Genomic DNA, 20,965 nt, shown 5'->3' with positions numbered 1-20,965 from the left:
CCTCTTCCTCCACCACCACGCCCCAGACAACAACAGCAACGTCAGTCAAGCAGCAACTGCAAGGATCCAGGAGTTCATGATGCCCATCGAAATGATCGAAGTCGAAGAGTTCAACCAAGGCACGCAGATCAAGGTGATCGGTGTCGGCGGCGGCGGCGGCAATGCCGTCTCCCACATGATGGAGCGGGGCGTCCAGGGGGTGCAGTTCGTCTGCGCCAACACCGACGCCCAGGCCCTCAACCGCTGCGGCGCGCCCAAGCTGATCCAGCTGGGCAACAACGGCCTGGGTGCCGGCGGCAAGCCCGACAAGGGCCGCGAGGCGGCCGAGGCGGCGGTGGACGAGATCCGTACCGCCATCGACGGCGCCCACATGCTGTTCATCACCGCCGGCATGGGCGGCGGCACCGGCACCGGCGCGGCGCCCGTCATCGCCCGCGTGGCCAAGGAGATGGGCATCCTCACCGTCGGCGTGGTCACCAAGCCCTTCGACTGGGAAGGCGGCAAGCGCATGAACAACGCCGAGTCGGGCCTGTCCGAACTCGAGGCGAATGTCGACTCGCTGATCGTCATCCTGAACGAGAAGCTGCTCGAAGTGCTGGGCGACGAGGTGACGCAGGCCGAGGCCTTCGCGCATGCCAACGACGTGCTGAAGAACGCCGTCGGCGGTATTTCGGAAATCATCAACGAGTACGGCGGCGTGAACGTCGACTTCGAGGACGTGCGCACCGTGATGGGCGAGCCCGGCAAGGCCATGATGGGCACCGCCTCGGCCAACGGCCCGGACCGCGCCCGCATCGCCGCCGAGCAGGCCGTGGCCTGCCCGCTGCTGGAGGGCATCGACCTGTCCGGCGCCAAGGGCGTGCTGGTGCTGGTGACGGCCTCGAAGGCCTCGCTGAAGCTGTCGGAATCGAAGCTGGCGATGAACACCATCCGCGCCTACGCCTCGCCTGAAGCCAACGTCATTTACGGCGCCGCCTACGACGACAGCCTGGGCGACGACATGCGCGTCACGGTGGTGGCCACCGGCCTGTCGCGCCCGGCCGCCGGCCGTGGCCAGCCCGAGCTGCAGGTCATCCGCACCGGCACCGACAACGTGGCCTTCCAGGTCCCGACGCTGGGCGGCGCGCTGGCCAACGGCGTGGCCGCCGGCGCGGCCGGCCAGGCCAAGTACGACGGCATGGCCGTGCCCAGCGTGTGGCGCACGAACCGCACGATGGCTGCTGCCAAGGTGGATGCGCTGTCTTCTGGCGGCATGGACGATTTCGAGATCCCCGCCTTCCTCCGCCGCCAAGCTGATTGATGGGGCATACGGCTACTGCGCGCCCCGATCTTGCGCCTGCGCTTCTCGCCGTACCCAAGTACGGCTGCGATGCTCGGCGCAACCTCGGGGCGCTCGCTACGCCGTCTGACCCATCAATCGCCTGCGCTTGACTGAAGGCACCGGCAGCCCGCGGCTGCGGTGCGGAGTCCAAGCAAAAGCGCCACGCACCGGGTTCGATGCGTGGCGTTTTCGTTCGTCTTGCCTGCCTGCGGGCACTTACGCCTCCTTACGGCTATCACGGTCATAGGCCGAAGAGTGGGGTTGGCGCGGGGTGGCCAAAATTACAATCCGCGCCGTGCTGCAACAACGAACCCTCAAGTCCATCACCCGCGCCGTGGGCGTCGGCCTGCACAGCGGACAGCGCGTGGAGCTGACGCTGCGGCCCGCGCCGGCGGACACGGGCATCGTGTTCCGGCGGGTGGATCTGCCCGAGCCGGTGGACATCCCCATGCGGGCCGAGTCGGTGACCGACACCCGCCTGGCGTCCACGGTTTCCACCGGCGGCGCCAAGGTGCAGACGGTGGAGCACATCATGTCGGCCTGCGCCGGCCTGGGGCTGGACAACCTCTACATCGACATCACGGCCGACGAGGTGCCGATCCTCGACGGCTCGGCATCGTCCTTTGTCTTCCTGCTGCAGAGCGCGGGCATCGAACTGCAGAAGGCGCCGCGCCGCTTCATCCGCGTACTGCGGCCCGTGGAGGTGCGCGAGGGTGAGGGCGACAACCTCAAGTGGGCCCGGCTGGAGCCCTACCACGGCTTCAAACTGAGCTTCGAGATCGACTTCGACCACCGCGTGGTCAATGCCACCGGCCAGCGCTACGAGTTCGACCTGAGCGTGGGCCAGTACGCCCGCGACATCGCCCGCGCGCGTACCTTCGGCTTCACCAAGGAAGTCGAGTACATGCGCAGCAAGGGCCTGGCCCTGGGCGGCGGGCTGGACAACGCCATCGTCATGGACGACCACAAGGTGCTCAATGCCGGCGGCCTTCGCTACGACGACGAGTTCGTCAAGCACAAGATCCTGGACGCCATGGGTGACCTCTACATCGTCGGCAAGCCCCTGCTGGCGGCCTACAGCGCCTTCCGCTCGGGCCATGCGCTCAACAACAAGCTGTTGCGGGAACTGCTGGCCCAGTCCGACGCCTACGAGATCGTGACCTTCGAGGACACGCGCCAGGCCCCGCACGGCTTCGGCGAGATCGCTCGCGCCTGGTAAGGCGCCCGCCGCATCCGCATGCTGCTTTTCCGCTGGGTCATCCTTCTCCTGCTGCTGGTGGCGGGCGTGTGCTTCGCCTTCTATGCGGCCACCGGCCAGATGCGCTATCGGCGCCTGGGCTGGATCGTCTTCAAGTGGACCTTCCTGGCGGCGCTCGGCTTCTTTGCCGTGCTGATCGCCGAGCGGCTGGCCTGAGCGGCGGCAGCAGGGCCGCAGCCGCCCGGCCTCACGCCGACGGCGGCATGCCCTCGTAGGCGTTCTGCAGCAGCCGGCGCAGGGCGGCGGCCTCCAGCGGACGGGGGTTGGGGTACTGGTTCTGCATCGCCAGCGCGCAGGCGCGGTCCAGGTCCTCTTCGCGCAGGCCGATCTCCTTCAGTGCCACCGGGGCGCCGTGCCGCCGCGCCAGTTCGTGCAGCGCTCGTGGTGCGTCCTCCGCCCCAAGGGCCCGGGCGATGCGGGCCATGGCCACCGGTGCGGCCGGCGCGTTGTAGGCCAGCGCATGCGGCAGCACGATGGTGTGGGTCTCGGCATGCGGCAGGTTGAAGCTGCCGCCCAGCGTGTGGCACAGCTTGTGGTGCAGGGCCATGGCCACGCTGCCCAGCACCGTGCCGCACAGCCACGCGCCGTAGAGGGCATCGGCGCGGGCCTGTTGATCGCCGCTGTCGGCATGGATGGCCGGCAGGGCGCGGCCCAGCGCGGCCAGGCCTTCCTCGGCCATCAGCTGCGTCACCGGGTTGGCGTCGTCGGCATACAGGCCCTCGGCCGCATGGGCCATGGCGTTGATGCCGCTGACCACCGACAGGCCCACGGGCAGGCCCAGGCTGAGCTGTGGGTCGTAGATCACCGTGCGCGGCAGCACGCGCGGGTCGCGGCCGGTGCGCTTCACACCTTCGTCGGTCAGGCCGTAGATGGGCGTCATCTCCGAGCCGGCATAGGTGGTGGGCACGGCCAGGATCGGCAGGCCCGAATCCAGTGCGATGGCCTTGCCCAGACCGATGGTGGAGCCGCCGCCCACCGCCACCGCGCAGTCGGCGCCCAGGCGCTGCGCCACGGCGCGGGCCTCGCGCGCGGCCGCCATGGGCACATGCATAACCGCGCCGTCGAACACGCCTGCCGCCCGCTCGCCGAGCAGCCCGGCCACCTGTTCGGCCTGGGCGCGTTGCGGTGGCGTGCACAGCACCAGCGCCTTGCGCGCGCCCAGGGCATCGACTTCCGCCGCGACCTTCGCGAGCGTGCCGTTGCCGAACAGCACGCGCTGCGCCCGGCTCTCGTAGACGAAGGGCTTCATTCGGCGACGATGTTGCGGGCCTTGATCAGGCGGCCCCAGCGGGCGCTCTCGCTGCGAACGAGCTGGTTCATGGCTTCGCGCGAGCCGGCCACCACCTCGAAGCCGCCATCGGCCAGGCGCTTGGCCACCTCGGGCTGGCGCAGCGTCGCGGTCACGTCGGCCGCCAGGCGGTCGAGCACCGGCGCCGGCACCTTGGCGGGCGCGACCATGCCGACCCAGGAATAGAGCTCGAAGCTCTTGTAGCGCTCGGCTACGGCCGGCACGTCGGGCAGGGCCGCGCTTCGCTGCGGCGAGGTCACGGCCAGTGCGCGCAGCTTGCCGCTCTGCACCTGCGGCAGCACCAGCGGCAGGCTGGCGATCATCGAATCCACATGGCTGCCCATCAGGTCGGTCATGGCTGGGCCGCCGCCTTTGAAGGGCACGTGCGTACCCTTGCCGCCGGCGGTCTCCAGGAAGAGCTCGGCCGCCAGGTGGTTGGAGCTGCCGGCCCCCACCGAGGCATAGGAGACGCCGTTGCCGGCCTTGGCAGCTGCCACATAGTCCTGCAGCGTCCGGTAGGGCGAACTGGCCGGCACCACCAGCACCATGGGCGAACGGGCGATGTACGACACCCCGGTGAGATCACGCTCGGTGGAGTAGGTCAGCCGGGGATAGATGTGCTGCTCGGTCGCGTAGGAGTCGAACACCATCGCCACCGTGTGGCCGTCGGGCGGTGCCTTGGCCACCAGCGCCATGCCGATGGTGCCGCCGGCACCGCCGCGGTTGTCGACGATCACCTGCTGGCCCAGGCGGGCGGCCAGCGGCTCCTGGATCTGGCGCGCCACCTTGTCGACCGTGCCGCCGGCCGCGAAGGGCACGACGATGGTCACGAGGCGCGAGGGGAAGGCCGCCTGCGCCACCGCGGTGCCGGCCGCCAGAAGGCCCAGGCCGAGGCCAATGCCGAGTGAAAGGCCCTGGCCGATCAGCCTGCGGCGGGAGGCGCCGCCGCGCGTTGTCTCTTGCTGGAACATGGTCGATTCCTGGTTCTTGTGAAGTGGGCTGGATGCTATTCTTTGCGTGGCGTCTGCAGAATCCGCCGCTGCCGCCAAACGCCTTTGCGAGGTTTGCACAGATGGAATCGATCCGCTTCGCCGAATCCCTGGCCGTCTTCGTCGACGTGGCCGAGGCCGGCAGCTTCTCGGCGGTGGCGCGGCGGCGTGGCATGGTGGCCTCCTCGGTCGCACGCCAGATCGATGCGCTGGAGCAGGACCTGAAGGTGCCGCTCTTCACCCGCTCCACCCGCGCGCTGGTGCCCACCGAGGCGGGCGTGCTGCTGCTGGAGCGGGCGCGCAAGATCCTGCGCGACATGACCGACGCGCGCAGCGAGGTCGTCTCGCTCGACCGCAGCGTGCAGGGCCTGCTGCGCGTGAGCTGCGTGCCGGCCTTCGGCCGCCGCCACGTGGTGCCGCACCTGGGCTCGCTGTTCGAGCGCCACCCGGCGCTGCGGGTGGAACTGGAGTTGACCGAGCGCCTGGTCGATCCGGTGCGGGAGCGCTTCGACCTGGTGATCCGCATCGGCCCGCAGCCCGACAGCAGCCTGGTGGGCCAGCGCATCGGGAGCCAGCGCTACATCATGGGCGCCTCGCCCGCCTACCTGGCGCGCCACGGGCGGCCCGAGCGCTTCGAGGACCTGGCCCATCACCGCCTGATCGACCGCCAGCACAGCACCAGCGCCCGTGGCTGGCGCGAACTGGACGGCTTCGACTGGAGCCGGCCGCCGCACTTCGTGCTGGAGAGCGACGACTGCGACTCGCGCCGCCATTGCGCCGCGCAGGGCCTGGGCATCGCGCTGATGCCCAACTGGGCCATCGGCGAAGACCTGGCCGCGGGCCGCATCGTCGAACTGGTGCTGGAGGGCGCACCGCCTCAGCCGGCCAGCGGCATCTTCATGCTGCGGGCGGCGCCGCGCGCCAATGTGAAGGTCCGTGCCTTCACCGAGCACCTGCTGGACCGCATCGGCCGCTCCGCGAGCTGGGTGAGCGACAGCGAGACAGCGCTGCAGCAGGACTCGCCGGCTCTCCTCTCGCCAGCCGTTTAACTGCGCCCGGCCTGTCTCGGCGCGTGTGCCCGGACCTCGGTCCTCGGGTCGGTGCGTCAGCGCGAGCGCCCGCCCTTGTAAAGCCCGCTGGCCCGCGGCTGAAGCGTGGTGGCCTGGCCGAGGCGGGCCCGCACCCGACCCACCTGCGCATGGGTGATGGCCAGGCCCAGCGCGTCGGCGGCGTCGCTGCCGGGCAGCCCGGGCAATTCCAGCAGCCGTCGCACCATCTCCCGCACCTGATCCTTGGCGGCACGGCCATGGCCTGCCACCGCCTGCTTCATCTGCGTGGCCGTGTACTCGGCCACCGGCAGGCCGCTGGTCACCAGCGCCGTCAGGCAGGCGCCGCGCGCCTGACCCAGCAGCAGCGTGGACTGCGGGTTGACGTTGACGAACACGATCTCCACCGACGCCGCATCCGGCTGGTAGCGCTGGCTGAGCTCACCGATGCCATCGAACAGCACCTTGAGCCGCGCCGGCAGGTCGGTGCTGCCCAGGTGTCGCGTGCTGATGGTGCCGCTGGCCACATAGCGCAGCGAAGGGCCGTCCACATCCACCACGCCGAAGCCGGTGGTCTGCAAGCCAGGATCAATGCCGAGTACGCGCATCGTCCTCATGCGTTGAAGTACCAACGGACGGAGTGGAAGAAGATCGGCGCCGCGAAGCACAGCGCATCCACCCGATCCAGCAGGCCGTTGGCCCCGGTGATGCCCACGCCCTTGCGGCCCCAGTGCGGCACGCCGCGGTCGCGCTTGAGGGCCTTCATCACCAGGTGGCCCATGGAGCCCGCGACACAGGCCACCAGCGCGGCCACGAAGGCCTGCCAGAAATGGAAGGGCGTGATGAACGAAAGCAGCGCACCCACGAAGCTGGCCACGCCCATGCCCACGCCCCAACTGGCCCAGTTGAAGCTGCGGCTGACATGCGGCGCGATGGGGGCGCGGGGCCGCAGGATCTGGCGCAGCAGGCCGCCACGGCCGGGCGGCGCCGGTGGGCCGGCCTGGCTGTCGCTGCCGGAGGCGGCCAGGTGCCGATAGATCAGGTGCTGCACCAGCATGCAGGTCTGCACCGTCGCGACCAGGAAGAACACCAGGAAGGCGTTCTTGCCGGCGTAGCCGGGGAACTGCAGCAGCAGCAGCGCCGGCACATGCGACAGCCCGTAGACGCAGACCATGATGCCCCACTGCAGCTTGGCATTGCGCTCCAGGAAGTGGTCCGGGTCGTCCGCCAGCGCGGCGGCCGTGGGCAGCGCCAGGAAGGCATAGACCGGGATGAACACCGTGAACAGGTCGAAGCGGGCCGTGCCCACCAGCACGAACTGGATCGGCAGGACCACGAAGAAGGCCAGCAGCAGACTGCGATGGTCGCCGCGCCGCGTCGGCGATAGCGTGATGAACTCGCGCAGCGCCAGGAAGGCGATCAGGCCGAAGAGTACCGTGGCCACCGTCTCGCCGAGCGCCCAGCCGATCCAGAAGACGATGACCATCACCCAGGTGGTGCGCAGCAGGGCGCGCAGGTGCACGAGCTCCTCTTCCCAGGCCTCCCCGTGCACGGGGTTGCGGCGCTCGCGCAGGCCGACGAAGAAGAGGGCGGCGCTGACCAGGGCCAGGATGCCGAAGACCAGCAGGAAGAGGGCGGCCACCTGCTCCGAGGGGCCGAGGTTGCGAAGGAAGTTCTCCATGAGGCGCCGTCCTTCCTACACGTCGCGCAGGGCGATCACGGCCTCGCGCGCCCGGTCGAGGAAGGCCCGCCGCTCCTCGCCCGGCTCGATGCGGATGGGCGCGCCGAAGGTCACCGAGCAGAGGATGGGCACAGGCACCACCTCGCCCTTGGGCATGACGCGCTGGACGTTGTCGATCCAGGCCGGCACCAGCACCACCTCCGGGAACATCTGCGCCAGCGTGTAGAGGCCCGACTTGAACTTCTGCGGCACGCCCGTATGGCCGCGCGTGCCTTCGGGAAAGATGATGATCGAGTCGCCGCTCTTCAGCGCCTCGATCAGCGGCTGCAGCGGCGCCATCGGGTCGGGCGGCGCGGCGCCGTCCTCGGCCGGTGCGGGCGTGCCGCCGCGCTCCACATAGATGGCGTTGAAGACCTCGGTGGTGATCCAGCGCTTGAAGGGCGAATTGGCCCAGTAGTCGCGGGCCGCGATGGGCCGGGTGATGCTGCGCAGTTCGCCAGGCAGGGCGGCCCAGATCATGACCAGGTCGATGTGGCTCTGGTGGTTGGCGAAGTAGATGCGCTGCTCGGCCTTGGGCGGGCAGCCCCACCAGCGCGCCTGGGCCCCGGTGAGCAGGCGCGTGACGCCCAGCAGCAGGGCGCCCGTCAGCTTGGCAAGGTACATCGGTCGATGATACGGGCGGGGGTCAGGGCAGCTCGACCGCGCCCATGCGCGCAACGATGGTCGAAGCCCTGCCATTGAGGTAGGACGAGTAGGGCCGCTTCTCGTAGAACTTGGGGCTGGGCAGCATGACGGCCAGCCGCGCCGCCTCGCTGGCCGTCAGGCGGTCGGCGCCCTTGCCGAAGTAGTGGCGCGCCGCGGCCTCGGCACCGAAGACGCCTTCGCCCCATTCCACGCTGTTGAGGTAGATCTCCAGGATGCGGCGCTTGCCCAGGAAGAGCTCCAGCAGCTGCGTCAGCACCAGCTCCTGGCCCTTGCGCAGCAGCGTGCGTTCGCCCGACAGCAGCAGGTTCTTGGCCAGCTGCTGGCTGATGGTGGAGCCGCCACGCAGCTGCGGCGGGCGGGTGGGCCGACCCTGCGCGGTGGCACGGGCGGCCCGGCGCGCAGCCAGCTCCTCGGCGCGCGCGTTGCGCTGCCGGGCACGTTCGATGGCCTCCCATTCCACGCCGCCGTGTTCGACGAAGGCGGCATCCTCGCTGGCGATGACGGCGCGCTTGAGCGGATCGGCGATGCGTTCGTAGGGCAACCAGGTCTGGCTCCACTGTGCGCGCGGCCCGTCCTGCCGCGCGAGCCGCCACATCTCCGAGCGCTGGAAGCTGGTGGACTGCGGATCGAGCACCAGCATGAGCGCGATGCGCAGCAGGAAGAACAGCTGCAGCGCCACGCCTGCCAGCAGCAGACAGACCAGCCAGCGACCGAGCGGACGCATCATGCGGGCTTGGCGTCGACCAGGGCGCGCAGATCGGCCAGCACCGGCGCCGCATCGGGCCGCACGCCGCGCCACACGGCGAACGCCTCGGCCGCCTGCTCGACCAGCATGCCCAGGCCGTCTCGACCGATGGCGCCGTGGGCCTGGGCCCAGCCGATGAAGCCGGCGGCGGCGGGGCCGTACATCATGTCCACGGCCAGGGCGCCCTCGGCCAGCACGCTGGCCGGCACGGGCACGCCGTCACCCGCCAGGCTGGAGGCGGTGCCGTTGACGACGATGTCGAAGCGGGCATCGCCCAGGCCGTCCAGGCCGGCGGCCTGAAGCTCGCAATCCGTGCCGCGGGCCAGGTGGGCATGCTGCGCCACCAGCGCCTCGGCCTTGGCGGCGGTGCGGTTGGCCACCACCAGGCGCGAAGGCGCCGCCTCGATCAGCGGCCCCATCACGCCGGCCGCCGCGCCACCCGCGCCGATCAGCAGCACCCGCGCGCCCGCCAGCGCGCGGCCGGCATGGCGCACGATGTCGGCCACCAAGCCGGCGCCATCGGTGTTGTCGCCGTGCACATGGCCGTCCTCGTCGAAGCGCAGGGTGTTGACCGCGCCGGCCAGACGGGCGCGCGCGCTCAGGCGATCACCGGCCAGCGCGGCGGCGTCGAACTTGCAGGGCACCGTCACGTTGCAGCCGCCGGCCCGGTCGCCGGCCTCCTGCGCCTCACGGCGGAAGTCGGCCACGGCCTGCGCGAAGGCGCCCGGTGCGACCTCGCGGCGTCCGTAGTCCAGCGTCTGGCCGGTGAGTTGGGCGAAGCGGGCGTGGATCCACGGCGAGCGGCTGTGCGCCACCGGGTTGCCCATCACGCAGTAGCGGTCCATGGGGTTCTGATGCGGTCGAAGGAAAAAGGCGGGGGACGGCTCACTGCGGCGTGGCGGACACCTGGGTCTCCAGCGTCTCGTCGCGGGTGAAGCGGAAGCGCGAGGGCAGCACGATCTGGTCGGCCTGGCGGCGCATGGCGTCGGTGAAGGTGCCGAAGTTGCCCAGGCTGCGCACGATGGCCTGGGCGCGGCGGTCCAGGTCGGCATTGCCGGAGCTTTCCACCAGTTCGGTCGCCAGCAGGCGGCCGTCGTGGTTGACGGTGATCAGCAGCGTGAGCTGGCCGTAGAGCTTCTGGCCCCGCGCCTCGGGAAAGTTCAGCGTGCCGCGCGCCTCGATGCGCCGGCGCAGCGCGTCCACATAGCCTGCATAGGCCACCTCGCGCGTGGAGGGGCTGATGTAGCGGCGCTTTGGGCGGGCGTTCTCTTCGTTGACGCGCCGCTCGATCTCGGCGAGCAGGTCCAGCAACTGGCGCCGGCGCTCTTCCTGCGCGGTGCTGTCGGCGGTCTGGCCGGTGCGGCTGGGGTCGGGCGCGGGCAGGGCGGCCAGTTGTTTGCGCACGCGGGCCAGCAGCATCTGCTGCTGCTCCTGCAGCGCCTCGATGCGGCGCTGGGCGTCCTGGTCGGAATCGCCGACGGCGCGGAAGGCCGAGGGCGGCAGCGGGCTGGTGGCGCGGCCCCGCTCCAGGTCGCCGCCGCCGGCAAGCGTGGCCTGGGCCAGGGCCGCCGGCTTGGCCGGCAGGTCGGTCTGCGAACTGCGGGCGTTGACCAGGATGATCTCCAGCGGCGACTCCTGCAGCACGCGGTCGAAGGCGGCCGGGTCGGCCACGCGCACGCCCAGCACCGCCGCATGCACCAGCACCGACACACCCAGTGCCATCTGCAGCGGAGTCAGGTCGGCCAGGCGCATGGCGGAGAAGCGATGCAGGATCAGGCCGCGGGGGCGGGCGCGGGGGCCTCGGGTTCGGCGTCGTTCACATCGACGGCGATGGTCAGCGCGCCGGTGGCGGCTTCTTCCTCGTCGGCCTCGGCATCGTCGGCGGCGGGTGAGGCCTCGGCGTCCAGGCGCTCGATCACGCTGCCATTGACGGCCAGCGCGATCTCGTCGATGTCGCCCAGGCGCAGCCGCACCCGCGCGCCGCGCGGCAGGCCCTGGGCACCGATCACCGGCAGCACCAGCGGCAGCGTGTCGGCGCGGGCCAGTGCCTCGCCGCCGCCGGCATCGCGCACCAGTGTGGCCTCCAGCTCGCGGATGCCGTGCTGCTGCAGGTACTTGAGCGTCCAGAAGCGCTCCATGCCGGCCTGGTAGGCGTTGTAGGTGGTGTAGGCCGCGTCGAAGCCGGAGAGGATGGAGAACAGGCCTGCGTCCTTGGGCTTGAAGGGCGCGGCCAGCGCAGCGGTCTTGCCGTGGCGCGCGGCCGCGATGATCTGCCACTGGTTGACCAGATCGGTGTAGCGGCGCAGCGGCGAGGTGCTCCAGGCGTAGCTCTTCACGCCCAGGCCGGCGTGCGGCAGGGCCTTGGTGCCCATGCGCACCTTGATGCCGGGCGCCAGGCTGGCCTGGCTGCGGTAGAGCGCGGGCACGCCCAGCTCGCCCAGCCAGCCGCCCCAGCTGCTGTTGGCCAGGATCATGGCCTCGGAGACGATCAGGTCCAGCGGCGCGCCGCGGCGGCGGGTGGTGATCTGCACGGTCTCGCTGCCGTCGGGCTCGGCACGGTCCTCATGGCCGACCAGGCGGAAGTTGTAGTCGGGGCGGTTGAAGCTCTCGGGCTTGCCGCGCACCACTTCGCGCTGCGCCTTCAGCGCCTTGGCCAGGCGGAACAGGAAGGCCAGCGGCGCATGCAGGCGCTGCGCCTCGGCGGGGCCACCGGTGGGTGCGGGCGCCTCGAGCCAGGTTTCGTCGATCACCGCATCGAGCTGGTCGTGGCGCAGGTTGGCGACCACCGGCACACGTTCGATCTTCGTCTCGATGCCCTGCAGCGCCAGCGTGGCCTCGTCGAAGCGGGCATAGAGCGACACCGCCGGGCGCGGCGCGCCTTCGAGCAGGGTGTAGGTCTGCACCACGGCGTCGGGCAGCATGGTGATCTTGTGACCCGGCATGTAGACGGTGGACATGCGCGCGCGCGCCACCTGGTCCAGCGCGTCGCCGGGCGCCAGCGCCAGGCCGGGCGCCGCGATGTGCACGCCGACGGTCACCGTGCCGCTGCCCAGGCCTTGCACCGACAGCGCATCGTCGATCTCGGTGGTCTGCGAGTCGTCGATGGAGAAGGCTTCCACACCCTCGGCCAGCAGCAGGTCGTCCGCCACCGCGGGCGCGCTGAGCGAAGCCGGAAAGCCCGTGCCCTTGGGGAAGTTCTCGAACAGGAAGCGCTTCCAGTGGAACTGGTAGGACGAGTCGATGGCGCCGGCGGTGGTCAGCAGCTCCAGTGGCGGGCGCTGGGCGGTGCGGGCGGCCTCGACCACGGCCTTGTATTCGGGCGCGTTCTTGTCGGGCTTGAAGAGGATGCGGTAGAGCTGCTCGCGGATGGGCGCCGGGCAGCGGCCGGCCACCAGTTCGGCCGACCATTCGCCGATCTGCGCCTGGATGGCTTTCTTCTTCTCGATGGCGGCCAGGGCCTGCTGCACGATCTCGGCGGGTGCCTTGCGGAAACGCCCCTTGCCGCTGCGGCGGAAGTAGTGGGGCGCGTCGAACAGGGCGAAGAGGGCGGCGGCCTGCTGCGCCAGCGTGGGCTTGTCGCTGAAATAGTCGGCCGCGAGTTCGGCGAAACCGAATTCCTCGTCAGACGCGAATTCCCAGGCCAGATCCAGGTCCATCGTGGCGGCCAGCGCGCGCGCTTCGGCGATCAGCTCGGCGGGCGCCGGCTTGTCGAAACGCAGCACGATGTTGGCGCCCTTGACCTTGACGCGCTTGCCGCTATCGAGCTCCACCTGCGCCGACGCTTCGGCCTCGGACAGCACACGGCCGCCGAGGTACTTGCCGGCTTCTTCGAACAACACAAACATCTGGCGATTGTCACACGCGCCCCGCGGCGCGCCGGGCCCGCGGCGGGCTCAGGCCGGTTGCAGGAAGGCGATCACGGCGTCCAGGTGGGTCGTCTCGAAATCGGACAGTGCATGGTCGCCGCCCTCGACCACGCGCAGCAGGCTGCCGGGGTAGCGCGCCGTCATCTCGCGCCAGTCCAGCACCTCGTCGCCCTTGGCGATCACGGCCATCAGGCGCTCCGGGTGCGGCAGCGCGCCGGCCTGCAGGGCGCGCAGCTCGTCGATGTACTCGGGGCGGAAGAAGAAGTGCGCCTCGGGGTCGTGCCAGGCCGTCTGTTCGCCGATGTATTTTTCGAGGTCGCGTGCCGGATCGACGGCCGGGTTGACCAGCGCCGCACGGCAGCCGGTGTGCGCCGCCAGCCAGGTCGCATAAAAGCCGCCGAGCGAGGAGCCGACCACGGCCATCCTGTCGCTGGGCCAGTCGGCGGTGCCCTGCGCGATCAGTTCTGCCGCCGCGCGCGGCGAGGGCGGCAGCTGCGGGCACCACCAGTGCACCGCCGGATGCCGCGCCGCCATCCGCGCCGCCATCAGCCGCGCCTTGGCCGATTGGGGCGACGAGCGAAAGCCATGCAGGTAGAGCAGGTGGGTGGTCGACATTTGCCGCACTGTAGCGGCGCACGCGGATAATCGCGCGCCTCATGTCTGCCGTCTTCCAGCGCCCCTCGCTCCTGCGCCGCATCGCGCCTGTGTTCCAGGGCTTCGACGTCCTGCTGGTGCTCGCGCTGGTGGTGCTGGCCTCGATCGGCATGGTCGCCATGTACTCCTCCGGCTACGACAGCGGCACCCGCTTCTCGGACCATGGCCGCAACATGCTGCTGGCAGCGGGCATCATGTTCCTGGGGGCCCAGGTGCCGCCGCAGCGGCTGATGAGCCTGGCGGTGCCCCTGTATGCGTTCGGCGTCACGCTGCTGGTGGCGGTGGCGCTGTTCGGCGTCACCAAGAAGGGCGCCACGCGGTGGCTGAACGTGGGCGTGGTGATCCAGCCCAGCGAGATCCTCAAGATCGCCATGCCGATGATGCTGGCCTGGTGGTTCCAGCGCCGCGAGGGCCAGCTGCGGCCGCTGGACTTCGTCGTCTCCTTCGTGCTGCTGGCGGTGCCGGTGGGCCTGATCATGAAGCAGCCCGACCTGGGCACCTCGCTGCTGGTGCTGGCGGCGGGGCTGTCGGTCATCTTCTTCGCCGGCCTGCCCTGGAAGCTGATCGTGCCGCCGGTGATCATCATCGCCATCGTCGTGACGTTGATCGTCTGGTACGAGCCGCAACTGTGTGCCGACGGCGTGGACTGGCGCATCCTGCACGAGTACCAGCGCCAGCGCGTGTGCACGCTGCTCGATCCCTTCCGGGACCCGCTGGGCAAGGGCTTCCACATCATCCAGGGCATGATCGCCATCGGCTCCGGCGGGCTGGGCGGCAAGGGCTTCATGCAGGGCACGCAGACGCACCTGGAGTTCATTCCCGAGCGCACCACCGATTTCATCTTTGCCGCGTATTCCGAGGAATTCGGCCTGGCCGGCAACCTGTTCCTGATCTGCGGCTTCATCTTCCTGATCTTCCGCGGGCTGGCCATCGCCTCGTCGGCGCCGACGCTGTTCTCGCGGCTGCTGGCCGGCGCCGTGACGATGATCTTCTTCACCTATGCCTTCGTGAACATGGGCATGGTCAGCGGCATCCTGCCGGTGGTGGGCGTGCCGCTGCCCTTCGTCAGCTATGGCGGCACGGCCATGGTCACGCTGGGGCTGGGGCTGGGCATCCTGATGTCGATCGCGCGCTCGCGGCGCCTGATGCAGACCTGATCTTCCGGTCGTCGCGCCAAGCCTGTCGCATCTGGCGAGCGCTTGCGCCGTCGGCCCCACGCCCCGATCCGGCTCTACGCGCCCCGACCCGTCTGCAGCAGCCGCGCGCTCAGCGTTGGCATTGCCCCTGATCCCCGGCCTGCCGATCCGCGAGGACGGGGGCATCGTCCGGAGGCGCGAGCAATAATCTGCCGATGATCTCCCGCGAACCCACCCTCGAGCGCCTGGCCACGGCGCAGCAGCTGTTGCTTACGCCCTTCGGGCTTGACGAGACGCACCTCGCAAAGGCCCTGGCCGAGATCCGCGCACACAAGGTGGACGACGCGGATCTGTACTTCCAGTACACGCGCGCCGAGGGCTGGAGCCTGGAGGAAGGCATCGTCAAGACGGGCAGTTTCTCCATCGACCAGGGCGTGGGCGTGCGGGCGGTGAGCGGCGAGAAGACCGCCTTCGCCTATTCCGACGACATCTCCGAGGCCTCGCTGCTCGATGCCGCCCGCACCGTGCGCGCCATCGCCGCGGCGGGCAAGTCGGGCCGGGTCAAGGCGCCCGCGCGCAAGGTGGCGCCCAGTCGCCAGCTCTACGGTGGCATCGATCCCATCGCCACACTCGACAGCACGGCCAAGGTGGCGCTGCTCGAAAAGGTCGAGAAGCTGGCCCGCAGCCGCGACCCGCGCATCGCGCAGGTCATGGCAGGCCTGGCGAGCGAATACGACGTGGTGCTGGTGGCGCGCGCCGACGGCACGCTGGCCGCCGACGTGCGGCCGCTGGTGCGCCTGTCGGTCACGGTCATCGCCGAACAGAACGGCCGCCGCGAGATCGGCTCCGGCGGCGGCGGCGGCCGCTTCGGTCTGGCCTATTTCGGCGATGAGCAAATCGCCGAGTACGTGGACCATGCCGTCAATTCGGCCCTGACCAACCTCGAGTCGCGCCCGGCCCCGGCCGGCGAGATGACCGTGGTGCTCGGCCCCGGCTGGCCCGGCATCCTGCTGCACGAGGCCGTGGGCCACGGCCTGGAAGGCGACTTCAACCGCAAGGGTTCCAGCGCCTTCAGCGGCCGCCTCGGCCAGCGCGTGGCGGCCAAGGGCGTCACGGTGCTGGACGACGGCACCATCGCCGACCGCCGCGGTTCGCTCAACGTGGACGACGAGGGCAACCCCAGCCAGCGCAATGTGCTGATCGAGGACGGCATCCTCAAGGGCTACATCCAGGATTCGCTCAACGCCCGCCTGATGGGCGTCGCGCCCACCGGCAACGGCCGGCGCGAAAGCTACGCGCACCTGCCCATGCCGCGCATGACCAACACCTACATGCTCGGCGGCGACCGCCATCCGGACGAGATCGTCGCCAGCATCGACAAGGGCCTGTACGCCATCAACTTCGGCGGCGGCCAGGTCGACATCACCAGCGGCAAGTTCGTGTTCTCGGCCAGCGAGGCGTGGTGGGTCGAGAAGGGAAAGCTGCTCTACCCGGTCAAGGGCGCCACCATCGTCGGCAACGGCCCGGACGCGCTGACGCGCGTGAGCATGATCGGCAACGACATGAAGCTGGACACCGGCGTGGGCACCTGCGGCAAGGAAGGCCAGAGTGTGCCGGTGGGCGTGGGCCAGCCCACACTGCGCATCGACCGCCTCACCGTCGGCGGCACGGCCTGAACATAAATACAGCTTGGCAAGCCGTTTTCACGTGCTAGAGTCGGGCTCCATGTTCGCTCAACGCGCTTATTACTTTGCCTACTTTTGGTTCCCGGACTCCGGCGGACGAGAGGCGCGCGCGTAAACGCAACAACCCAACCCTCAAAAACCGCCGGTGCCAAAAGCCCGGCGGTTTTTTTTCGTCCCCCGTTTTCCGTCACACATCAACCCACAAGAAGGATCGTTCCCATGAACAGCAGCAACGCCACCGCCAATCCCTGGTATGCGCCCGTCGAGAAAACAAGCCAGACCGACGACGAACGCATCAAGGACATCAACGTGCTGCCCCCTCCGGAACACCTCATCCGCTTCTTCCCCATCCATGGCACGGCCGTCGAGAAGCTGATCACCGACACCCGCCGCAACATCCACAACATCATGGCCGGCCAGGACGACCGGCTGCTGGTGGTGATGGGGCCGTGTTCCATCCATGACCCCGCCGCGGCCCTGGATTACGCCCGCCGCCTGAAGGCCGAGCGCGACAAGTACGCCGACTCGCTGGAGATCGTGATGCGGGTGTACTTCGAGAAGCCGCGCACCACCGTCGGCTGGAAGGGCCTGATCAACGACCCGTACTTGGATGAGAGCTACCGCATCGACGAGGGTCTGCGCATGGCGCGCCAGTTGCTCATCGACATCAACCGCCTGGGCCTGCCGGCGGGCAGCGAGTTCCTGGACGTGATCTCGCCCCAGTACATCGGCGACCTGATCGCCTGGGGCGCCATCGGCGCGCGCACCACCGAGAGCCAGGTGCACCGCGAGCTCGCCTCTGGCCTGTCGGCGCCCATCGGCTTCAAGAACGGCACCGACGGCAACATCCGCATCGCCACCGACGCCATCCAGGCGGCGGCGCGCGGCCACCACTTCCTGTCGGTGCACAAGAACGGCCAGGTCGCCATCGTGCAGACCAATGGCAACAAGGATTGCCACGTGATCCTGCGTGGCGGCAAGGCGCCCAACTACGACGCCGCCAGCGTCGAGATCGCCTGCCGCGACCTCGAGGCCGCCGGGCTGCCCCCCACGCTGATGGTGGACTGCAGCCATGCCAACAGCAGCAAGCAGCACCAGAAACAGGTCGACGTGGCACGGGACATCGCGGAGCAGATCGCCGGCGGCAGCCGCAAGGTCTTCGGCGTGATGGTGGAAAGCCACATCCAGGCCGGCGCGCAGAAGTTCTCGCCGGGCAAGGATGTGCCGTCGGCGCTGGAATACGGCAAGAGCATCACCGACGCCTGCCTGGGGTGGGACGATTCGCGCAGCCTGCTGGATGTGCTGTCGCAGGCGGTGAAGAAACGTCGCGGTTGAATCAGATGAAGGAAGCCAGTGCGGGCCAGTGGTGCCGCACGGCGGCGGCCACCTCGCCCTGGGCATCCATCAGCGTGAAGTCGGCGAAGTCGAAGCCCGGCGCGACGGCGCAGGCGGCCAGCGTGTAGTCGCCGGCGCTGTGCGTGGCCACGGGTTGCGCCGCCTGCCACTGGCCGGCGGGCACCATGTGCTGGGGGCGGCCGCCGTGGACGTCCACCGGGGCCAGGCGAACATGGGCCGGCGCCGTGCGGAAGGCGGCGTCGGCGGTCCACAGGGTGAGCGGCACGCCCTCCAGATGCACCCAGAGTTCGTCCGACAGCACCTGGTGCCAGCGCGAATGCTGGCCGGCCTCCAGCAGGAAGTAGATGCTGGTCAGTGCCGCACGCGGTCCCCGGTGGTCGGCGGGCTGCACCGGGGTCGGTGCGCGGAACACCTCGCGGTACCAACCGCCCTCGGGATGGGGCTGCAGTTGCAGCGTCTCGATCAGCTGCCGGGCGCGCGATGTGGCTTGGGCCATGTGGTGGGTTCTCCGGCGTTCAGGCGGCCTGCAATGCGGCGATCAGCTTGCCATGGATACCGCCGAAGCCGCCATTGCTCATGCAAACCAGATGGTCGCCCGGTCGCGCAGCAGCGGCCACGGCCTCGACCAGGCTGTCGACGTTGTCGAAGCAGACCGCGCGTTCGGCCATCGGCGCGAGCGCGCCGGCCACGTCCCAGTCCAGGCCGGCCGTGTGGCAGAAGGCGAGGGCGGCGTCGCGCAGGCTGCCCGGCAACTGGGCGGCCATGGTGCCGAGCTTCATGGTGTTGCTGCGCGGCTCGAAGATCGCCACGATGCGCTCGCCCTGGCGCCCGTCGGCGTCCAGCCGCTGGCGCAGGCCATCCAGCGTGGTCTGGATGGCGGTCGGATGGTGGGCGAAGTCGTCGTAGACGCGGATCGGCTCGCCGCCCTGCCGCGCCACTTCGCCGCGCAGTTCCATGCGGCGTCGCACATTGCGGAAGCGGCAGAGCGCCTCGGCGGCCTGCGCCGGCGCCACGCCCACATGCTCGGCCGCGGCGATGGCGGCCAGCGCGTTGGCCTGGTTGTGCTGGCCGCTCAGCGCCCACTCGACGCGGCCGACCACCTCGTCGCCGCGCAGCACGTCGAAGGCATGGGCGGGGCCGCGGGCGCGCCACGGTGCTTCCGGCGCCTCGCCGAAGCGGGCGACTTCGCTCCAGCAGCCCTGGGCCAACACCCGCTCCAGGCTCTGTTCGCCCGCGTGGACGACCAATCGGCCGGTGGAGGGCACGGTTCGCACCAAGTGGTGGAATTGCCGCTCGATGGCCGCCAGGTTGTCGAAGATGTCGGCGTGGTCGAACTCCAGGTTGTTCAGCACCGCCGTGCGCGGCCGGTAGTGGACGAACTTGCTGCGCTTGTCGAAGAAGGCGGTGTCGTACTCGTCGGCTTCGATGACGAAGGGGGCTGGATGGCTTGCTCGCGCCGCGGAAGCGACGGCCGCTTCTTCCATGCCCGTCGAGGCGAGGGCTTCGGCAGCCCCGCGACCCAGGCGCGCGGAAACGCCGAAGTCCAGCGGCACGCCGCCCACCAGGAATCCGGGCTGCAGGCCCGCCTGCTCCAGCACCCAGGTCAGCATCGAGGTGGTCGTGGTCTTGCCATGGGTGCCGGCCACGGCCAGCACATGGCGGCCCTGCAGCACATGCTCGGCCAGCCACTGCGGGCCGCTGGTGTAGGGCGCGCCGGCGTCCAGGATCGCTTCCATCAGCGGGAACTTGGGACGGCCATCGGCCAGTCGCGCACGGGAGACGACATTGCCGATCACGAACATGTCGGGCGCGAGCGCCAACTGGTCCGCGCCATAGCCTTCGAGCAGTTCGATGCCGAGCTCGCGCAACTGGGTGCTCATCGGCGGATAGACGCCCGCATCACAGCCGGTGACGCGGTGGCCGGCCTCGCGGGCCAGGGCGGCCAGGCCACCCATGAAGGTTCCGCAGATGCCGAGGATGTGAATATGCATCGGCGGATTCTAGGAAGGGCCGCAGGGCCGTCCGCCCCGGGGCCGGCCTCGCGGCGGCACAATGCGCCGATGGACTCCGCCAAGCGCGACATCGCTGCCGCCGCTGCCCGCCTCATCGTGGAGGAGGGGCTCGAATACGGCCCTGCCAAGCGCCGTGCCCTGCGCGACCTCGGCCTGCCGCAACGCACGGCCCTGCCCGGCAACGACGAGGTCGAGGAGGAGGTGCGCGACTACATCCGCATCTTCTGCGCCGACACCCAGCCGGCCGAACTGCAGGCACTGCGACGGCTGGCGCTCGAATGGATGGAGCACATGGCGGCCTTCAGGCCGCATCTCGGGGGTTCTGTCTGGCACGGGACCGCCACCCGCCTGAGCGACATCTATATCCAACTGTTCTGCGATGACTCCAAGTCGGCGGAAATCGCGCTCATCGACCACCATGTCGAGTACGAGCCCCGTACCGTGACCGGCTTCCACGGCGAGAGCGTCGAGGCGCTCAGCGTCCATGCCCGCAGCCGCGAACTGGGTACCGAAGTGGGGGTGCACCTGATGATCTATGACCTGGACGACCTGCGCGGTGCCTTGCGGCCCGACAGCCAGGGGCGCACACCCCGGGGCGATCTGGCGTCGGTCCGGCGCCTGGTGGAGGAGGGGCAATGACAGCCAACCGTCGGCAGTGGCTGGCGTATGGCGGTGCCGCCGCGGTGGCCGCCGGCGCGGGCTTGGCACTGTGGCGGCATCGTGAACAGCCGCAGGTCGGCGTGTCGGCAACGGGGGAGGTCCCGGACGCGCTGTGGTCGCTGCGCCTCCCGCGGCCCGGCGGTGGCGAGCTGGCCCTCGCGGCGCTGCGCGGCAAGCCGACGCTGGTCAATTTCTGGGCGACCTGGTGTCCCCCCTGTGTCGAGGAGATGCCGCTGCTCGACCGTTTCCACCGCGAAAACACGGCCAATGGTTGGCAGGTGGTCGGCATCGCCGTCGATCGCGCGGAGCCCGTGGACAGGTTCCTGGCGCGGCTTCCGGTGGTTTTCCCGATCGGCATCGCAGGCGCGCAGGCCCTGTCGCTGGTCAAGGCTTTGGGCAATGACAGCGGCGGCCTGCCCTTCACGCTCGTGCTCGATTCGGGCGGTGCCGTGCGCGACCGTAGAATGGGCAAGGTCGAGCCGGCTGACCTGCAGGCTTGGCAGCGCGCAGTGGTTCACGGCTAGAATCCGCGACCTTCTCGGCAGATGGCGTCAAAACGCCGA

The 20,965-nt window shown here is 69.9% G+C and carries 21 protein-coding genes; 9 read left to right on the top strand and 12 right to left on the bottom strand.

The window, feature by feature from the left end; all coding sequences use genetic code 11:
* The first annotated feature begins 79 nt into the window (after positions 1-79).
* The 3 genes from ftsZ (at position 80) to ABIC63_RS09585 (ending at position 2,735) form a co-directional block, all read left to right on the top strand.
* Positions 80-1,300: a cell division protein FtsZ gene (gene ftsZ, locus ABIC63_RS09595; protein ID WP_043117752.1), complete on the top strand. Its 1,221-nt coding sequence runs from the start codon at positions 80-82 to the stop codon at positions 1,298-1,300.
* Between the two features lie 316 nt (positions 1,301-1,616).
* The gene (lpxC, locus tag ABIC63_RS09590) at positions 1,617-2,540 is read left to right on the top strand and encodes a UDP-3-O-acyl-N-acetylglucosamine deacetylase (protein WP_354319574.1); all 924 of its coding nucleotides are present in this window, start codon (positions 1,617-1,619) and stop codon (positions 2,538-2,540) included.
* Positions 2,541-2,558: 18 nt separating this feature from the next.
* The gene (locus tag ABIC63_RS09585) at positions 2,559-2,735 is read left to right on the top strand and encodes a hypothetical protein (protein WP_017759907.1); all 177 of its coding nucleotides are present in this window, start codon (positions 2,559-2,561) and stop codon (positions 2,733-2,735) included.
* Positions 2,736-2,766: 31 nt separating this feature from the next.
* Here the strand turns inward: ABIC63_RS09585 and ABIC63_RS09580 are convergent, their stop codons facing one another.
* Positions 2,767-3,828, bottom strand: a complete 1,062-nt coding sequence (locus ABIC63_RS09580; protein WP_354319573.1) for a maleylacetate reductase — start codon at positions 3,826-3,828, stop codon at positions 2,767-2,769.
* Positions 3,825-4,838 carry a tripartite tricarboxylate transporter substrate binding protein gene (locus ABIC63_RS09575; RefSeq protein ID WP_354319572.1) on the bottom strand — a complete coding sequence of 338 codons (1,014 nt, stop codon included), beginning with the start codon at positions 4,836-4,838 and terminating at the stop codon, positions 3,825-3,827. The genes ABIC63_RS09580 and ABIC63_RS09575 overlap by 4 nt, the downstream gene beginning before the upstream one ends.
* A gap of 101 nt (positions 4,839-4,939) precedes the next feature.
* Between ABIC63_RS09575 and ABIC63_RS09570 the strand changes: the two genes are divergently transcribed.
* Complete coding sequence (locus ABIC63_RS09570; protein ID WP_354319571.1) at positions 4,940-5,905, top strand: LysR family transcriptional regulator; 966 nt, start codon at positions 4,940-4,942, stop codon at positions 5,903-5,905.
* A gap of 56 nt (positions 5,906-5,961) precedes the next feature.
* Here ABIC63_RS09570 and ruvC read toward each other — a convergent pair whose 3' ends face one another.
* The 8 genes from ruvC to ABIC63_RS09530 are packed head-to-tail and all read right to left on the bottom strand — an operon-like array spanning position 5,962 to position 13,514.
* Positions 5,962-6,510, bottom strand: coding sequence for a crossover junction endodeoxyribonuclease RuvC (gene ruvC / locus ABIC63_RS09565; RefSeq protein ID WP_354319605.1), 549 nt, complete (start codon positions 6,508-6,510; stop codon positions 5,962-5,964).
* A gap of 5 nt (positions 6,511-6,515) precedes the next feature.
* Positions 6,516-7,583, bottom strand: coding sequence for a phosphatidate cytidylyltransferase (locus ABIC63_RS09560; protein ID WP_294373434.1), 1,068 nt, complete (start codon positions 7,581-7,583; stop codon positions 6,516-6,518).
* A 15-nt stretch (positions 7,584-7,598) separates the two neighbouring features.
* Entirely contained in the window at positions 7,599-8,246 is a 648-nt protein-coding gene (locus ABIC63_RS09555; RefSeq protein ID WP_017761555.1) for a lysophospholipid acyltransferase family protein, read from the bottom strand.
* A gap of 22 nt (positions 8,247-8,268) precedes the next feature.
* Positions 8,269-9,012, bottom strand: a complete 744-nt coding sequence (gene mtgA / locus ABIC63_RS09550) for a monofunctional biosynthetic peptidoglycan transglycosylase (protein ID WP_354319570.1) — start codon at positions 9,010-9,012, stop codon at positions 8,269-8,271.
* The gene (aroE, locus tag ABIC63_RS09545) at positions 9,012-9,878 is read right to left on the bottom strand and encodes a shikimate dehydrogenase (protein ID WP_294373432.1); all 867 of its coding nucleotides are present in this window, start codon (positions 9,876-9,878) and stop codon (positions 9,012-9,014) included. The genes mtgA and aroE overlap by 1 nt, the downstream gene beginning before the upstream one ends.
* A gap of 40 nt (positions 9,879-9,918) precedes the next feature.
* Positions 9,919-10,785 (bottom strand): energy transducer TonB, encoded by an 867-nt coding sequence (locus ABIC63_RS09540; RefSeq protein WP_294373429.1) that lies wholly within the window; start codon positions 10,783-10,785, stop codon positions 9,919-9,921.
* A 20-nt stretch (positions 10,786-10,805) separates the two neighbouring features.
* The gene (locus tag ABIC63_RS09535; RefSeq protein ID WP_354319569.1) at positions 10,806-12,878 is read right to left on the bottom strand and encodes a ribonuclease catalytic domain-containing protein; all 2,073 of its coding nucleotides are present in this window, start codon (positions 12,876-12,878) and stop codon (positions 10,806-10,808) included.
* Between the two features lie 48 nt (positions 12,879-12,926).
* Positions 12,927-13,514, bottom strand: coding sequence for a YqiA/YcfP family alpha/beta fold hydrolase (locus ABIC63_RS09530; protein ID WP_294373423.1), 588 nt, complete (start codon positions 13,512-13,514; stop codon positions 12,927-12,929).
* Between the two features lie 41 nt (positions 13,515-13,555).
* On the opposite strand from ABIC63_RS09530, the gene rodA reads away from it, so the two are divergent.
* The 3 genes from rodA to ABIC63_RS09515 all read left to right on the top strand — a co-directional run bounded on the left by rodA (position 13,556) and on the right by ABIC63_RS09515 (position 17,709).
* Positions 13,556-14,710, top strand: coding sequence for a rod shape-determining protein RodA (rodA, locus tag ABIC63_RS09525; RefSeq protein ID WP_354319568.1), 1,155 nt, complete (start codon positions 13,556-13,558; stop codon positions 14,708-14,710).
* A 194-nt stretch (positions 14,711-14,904) separates the two neighbouring features.
* Complete coding sequence (gene tldD, locus ABIC63_RS09520) at positions 14,905-16,365, top strand: metalloprotease TldD (RefSeq protein ID WP_294373415.1); 1,461 nt, start codon at positions 14,905-14,907, stop codon at positions 16,363-16,365.
* A gap of 228 nt (positions 16,366-16,593) precedes the next feature.
* Entirely contained in the window at positions 16,594-17,709 is a 1,116-nt protein-coding gene (locus tag ABIC63_RS09515; RefSeq protein WP_354319567.1) for a 3-deoxy-7-phosphoheptulonate synthase, read from the top strand.
* A 1-nt stretch (position 17,710) separates the two neighbouring features.
* Here ABIC63_RS09515 and ABIC63_RS09510 read toward each other — a convergent pair whose 3' ends face one another.
* Together ABIC63_RS09510 and mpl are read right to left on the bottom strand one after the other, a co-directional pair.
* On the bottom strand, positions 17,711-18,226 hold the full coding sequence (locus tag ABIC63_RS09510) for a cupin domain-containing protein (RefSeq protein WP_354319566.1): 516 nt from the start codon (positions 18,224-18,226) through the stop codon (positions 17,711-17,713).
* Between the two features lie 19 nt (positions 18,227-18,245).
* On the bottom strand, positions 18,246-19,721 hold the full coding sequence (gene mpl, locus ABIC63_RS09505; protein ID WP_354319565.1) for a UDP-N-acetylmuramate:L-alanyl-gamma-D-glutamyl-meso-diaminopimelate ligase: 1,476 nt from the start codon (positions 19,719-19,721) through the stop codon (positions 18,246-18,248).
* Positions 19,722-19,790: 69 nt separating this feature from the next.
* Between mpl and ABIC63_RS09500 the strand changes: the two genes are divergently transcribed.
* Both ABIC63_RS09500 and ABIC63_RS09495 read left to right on the top strand, forming a co-directional pair.
* Complete coding sequence (locus ABIC63_RS09500; RefSeq protein WP_354319564.1) at positions 19,791-20,381, top strand: hypothetical protein; 591 nt, start codon at positions 19,791-19,793, stop codon at positions 20,379-20,381.
* Positions 20,378-20,926: a TlpA family protein disulfide reductase gene (locus ABIC63_RS09495; RefSeq protein WP_294373400.1), complete on the top strand. Its 549-nt coding sequence runs from the start codon at positions 20,378-20,380 to the stop codon at positions 20,924-20,926. The genes ABIC63_RS09500 and ABIC63_RS09495 overlap by 4 nt, the downstream gene beginning before the upstream one ends.
* Positions 20,927-20,965 lie beyond the last annotated feature (39 nt).

Origin of the sequence: Pseudacidovorax sp. 1753 (assembly GCF_040544975.1) — a bacterium.
Lineage (GTDB): Bacteria > Pseudomonadota > Gammaproteobacteria > Burkholderiales > Burkholderiaceae_C > Xenophilus.
This window is presented reverse-complemented; position numbering and strand designations above follow the sequence as displayed.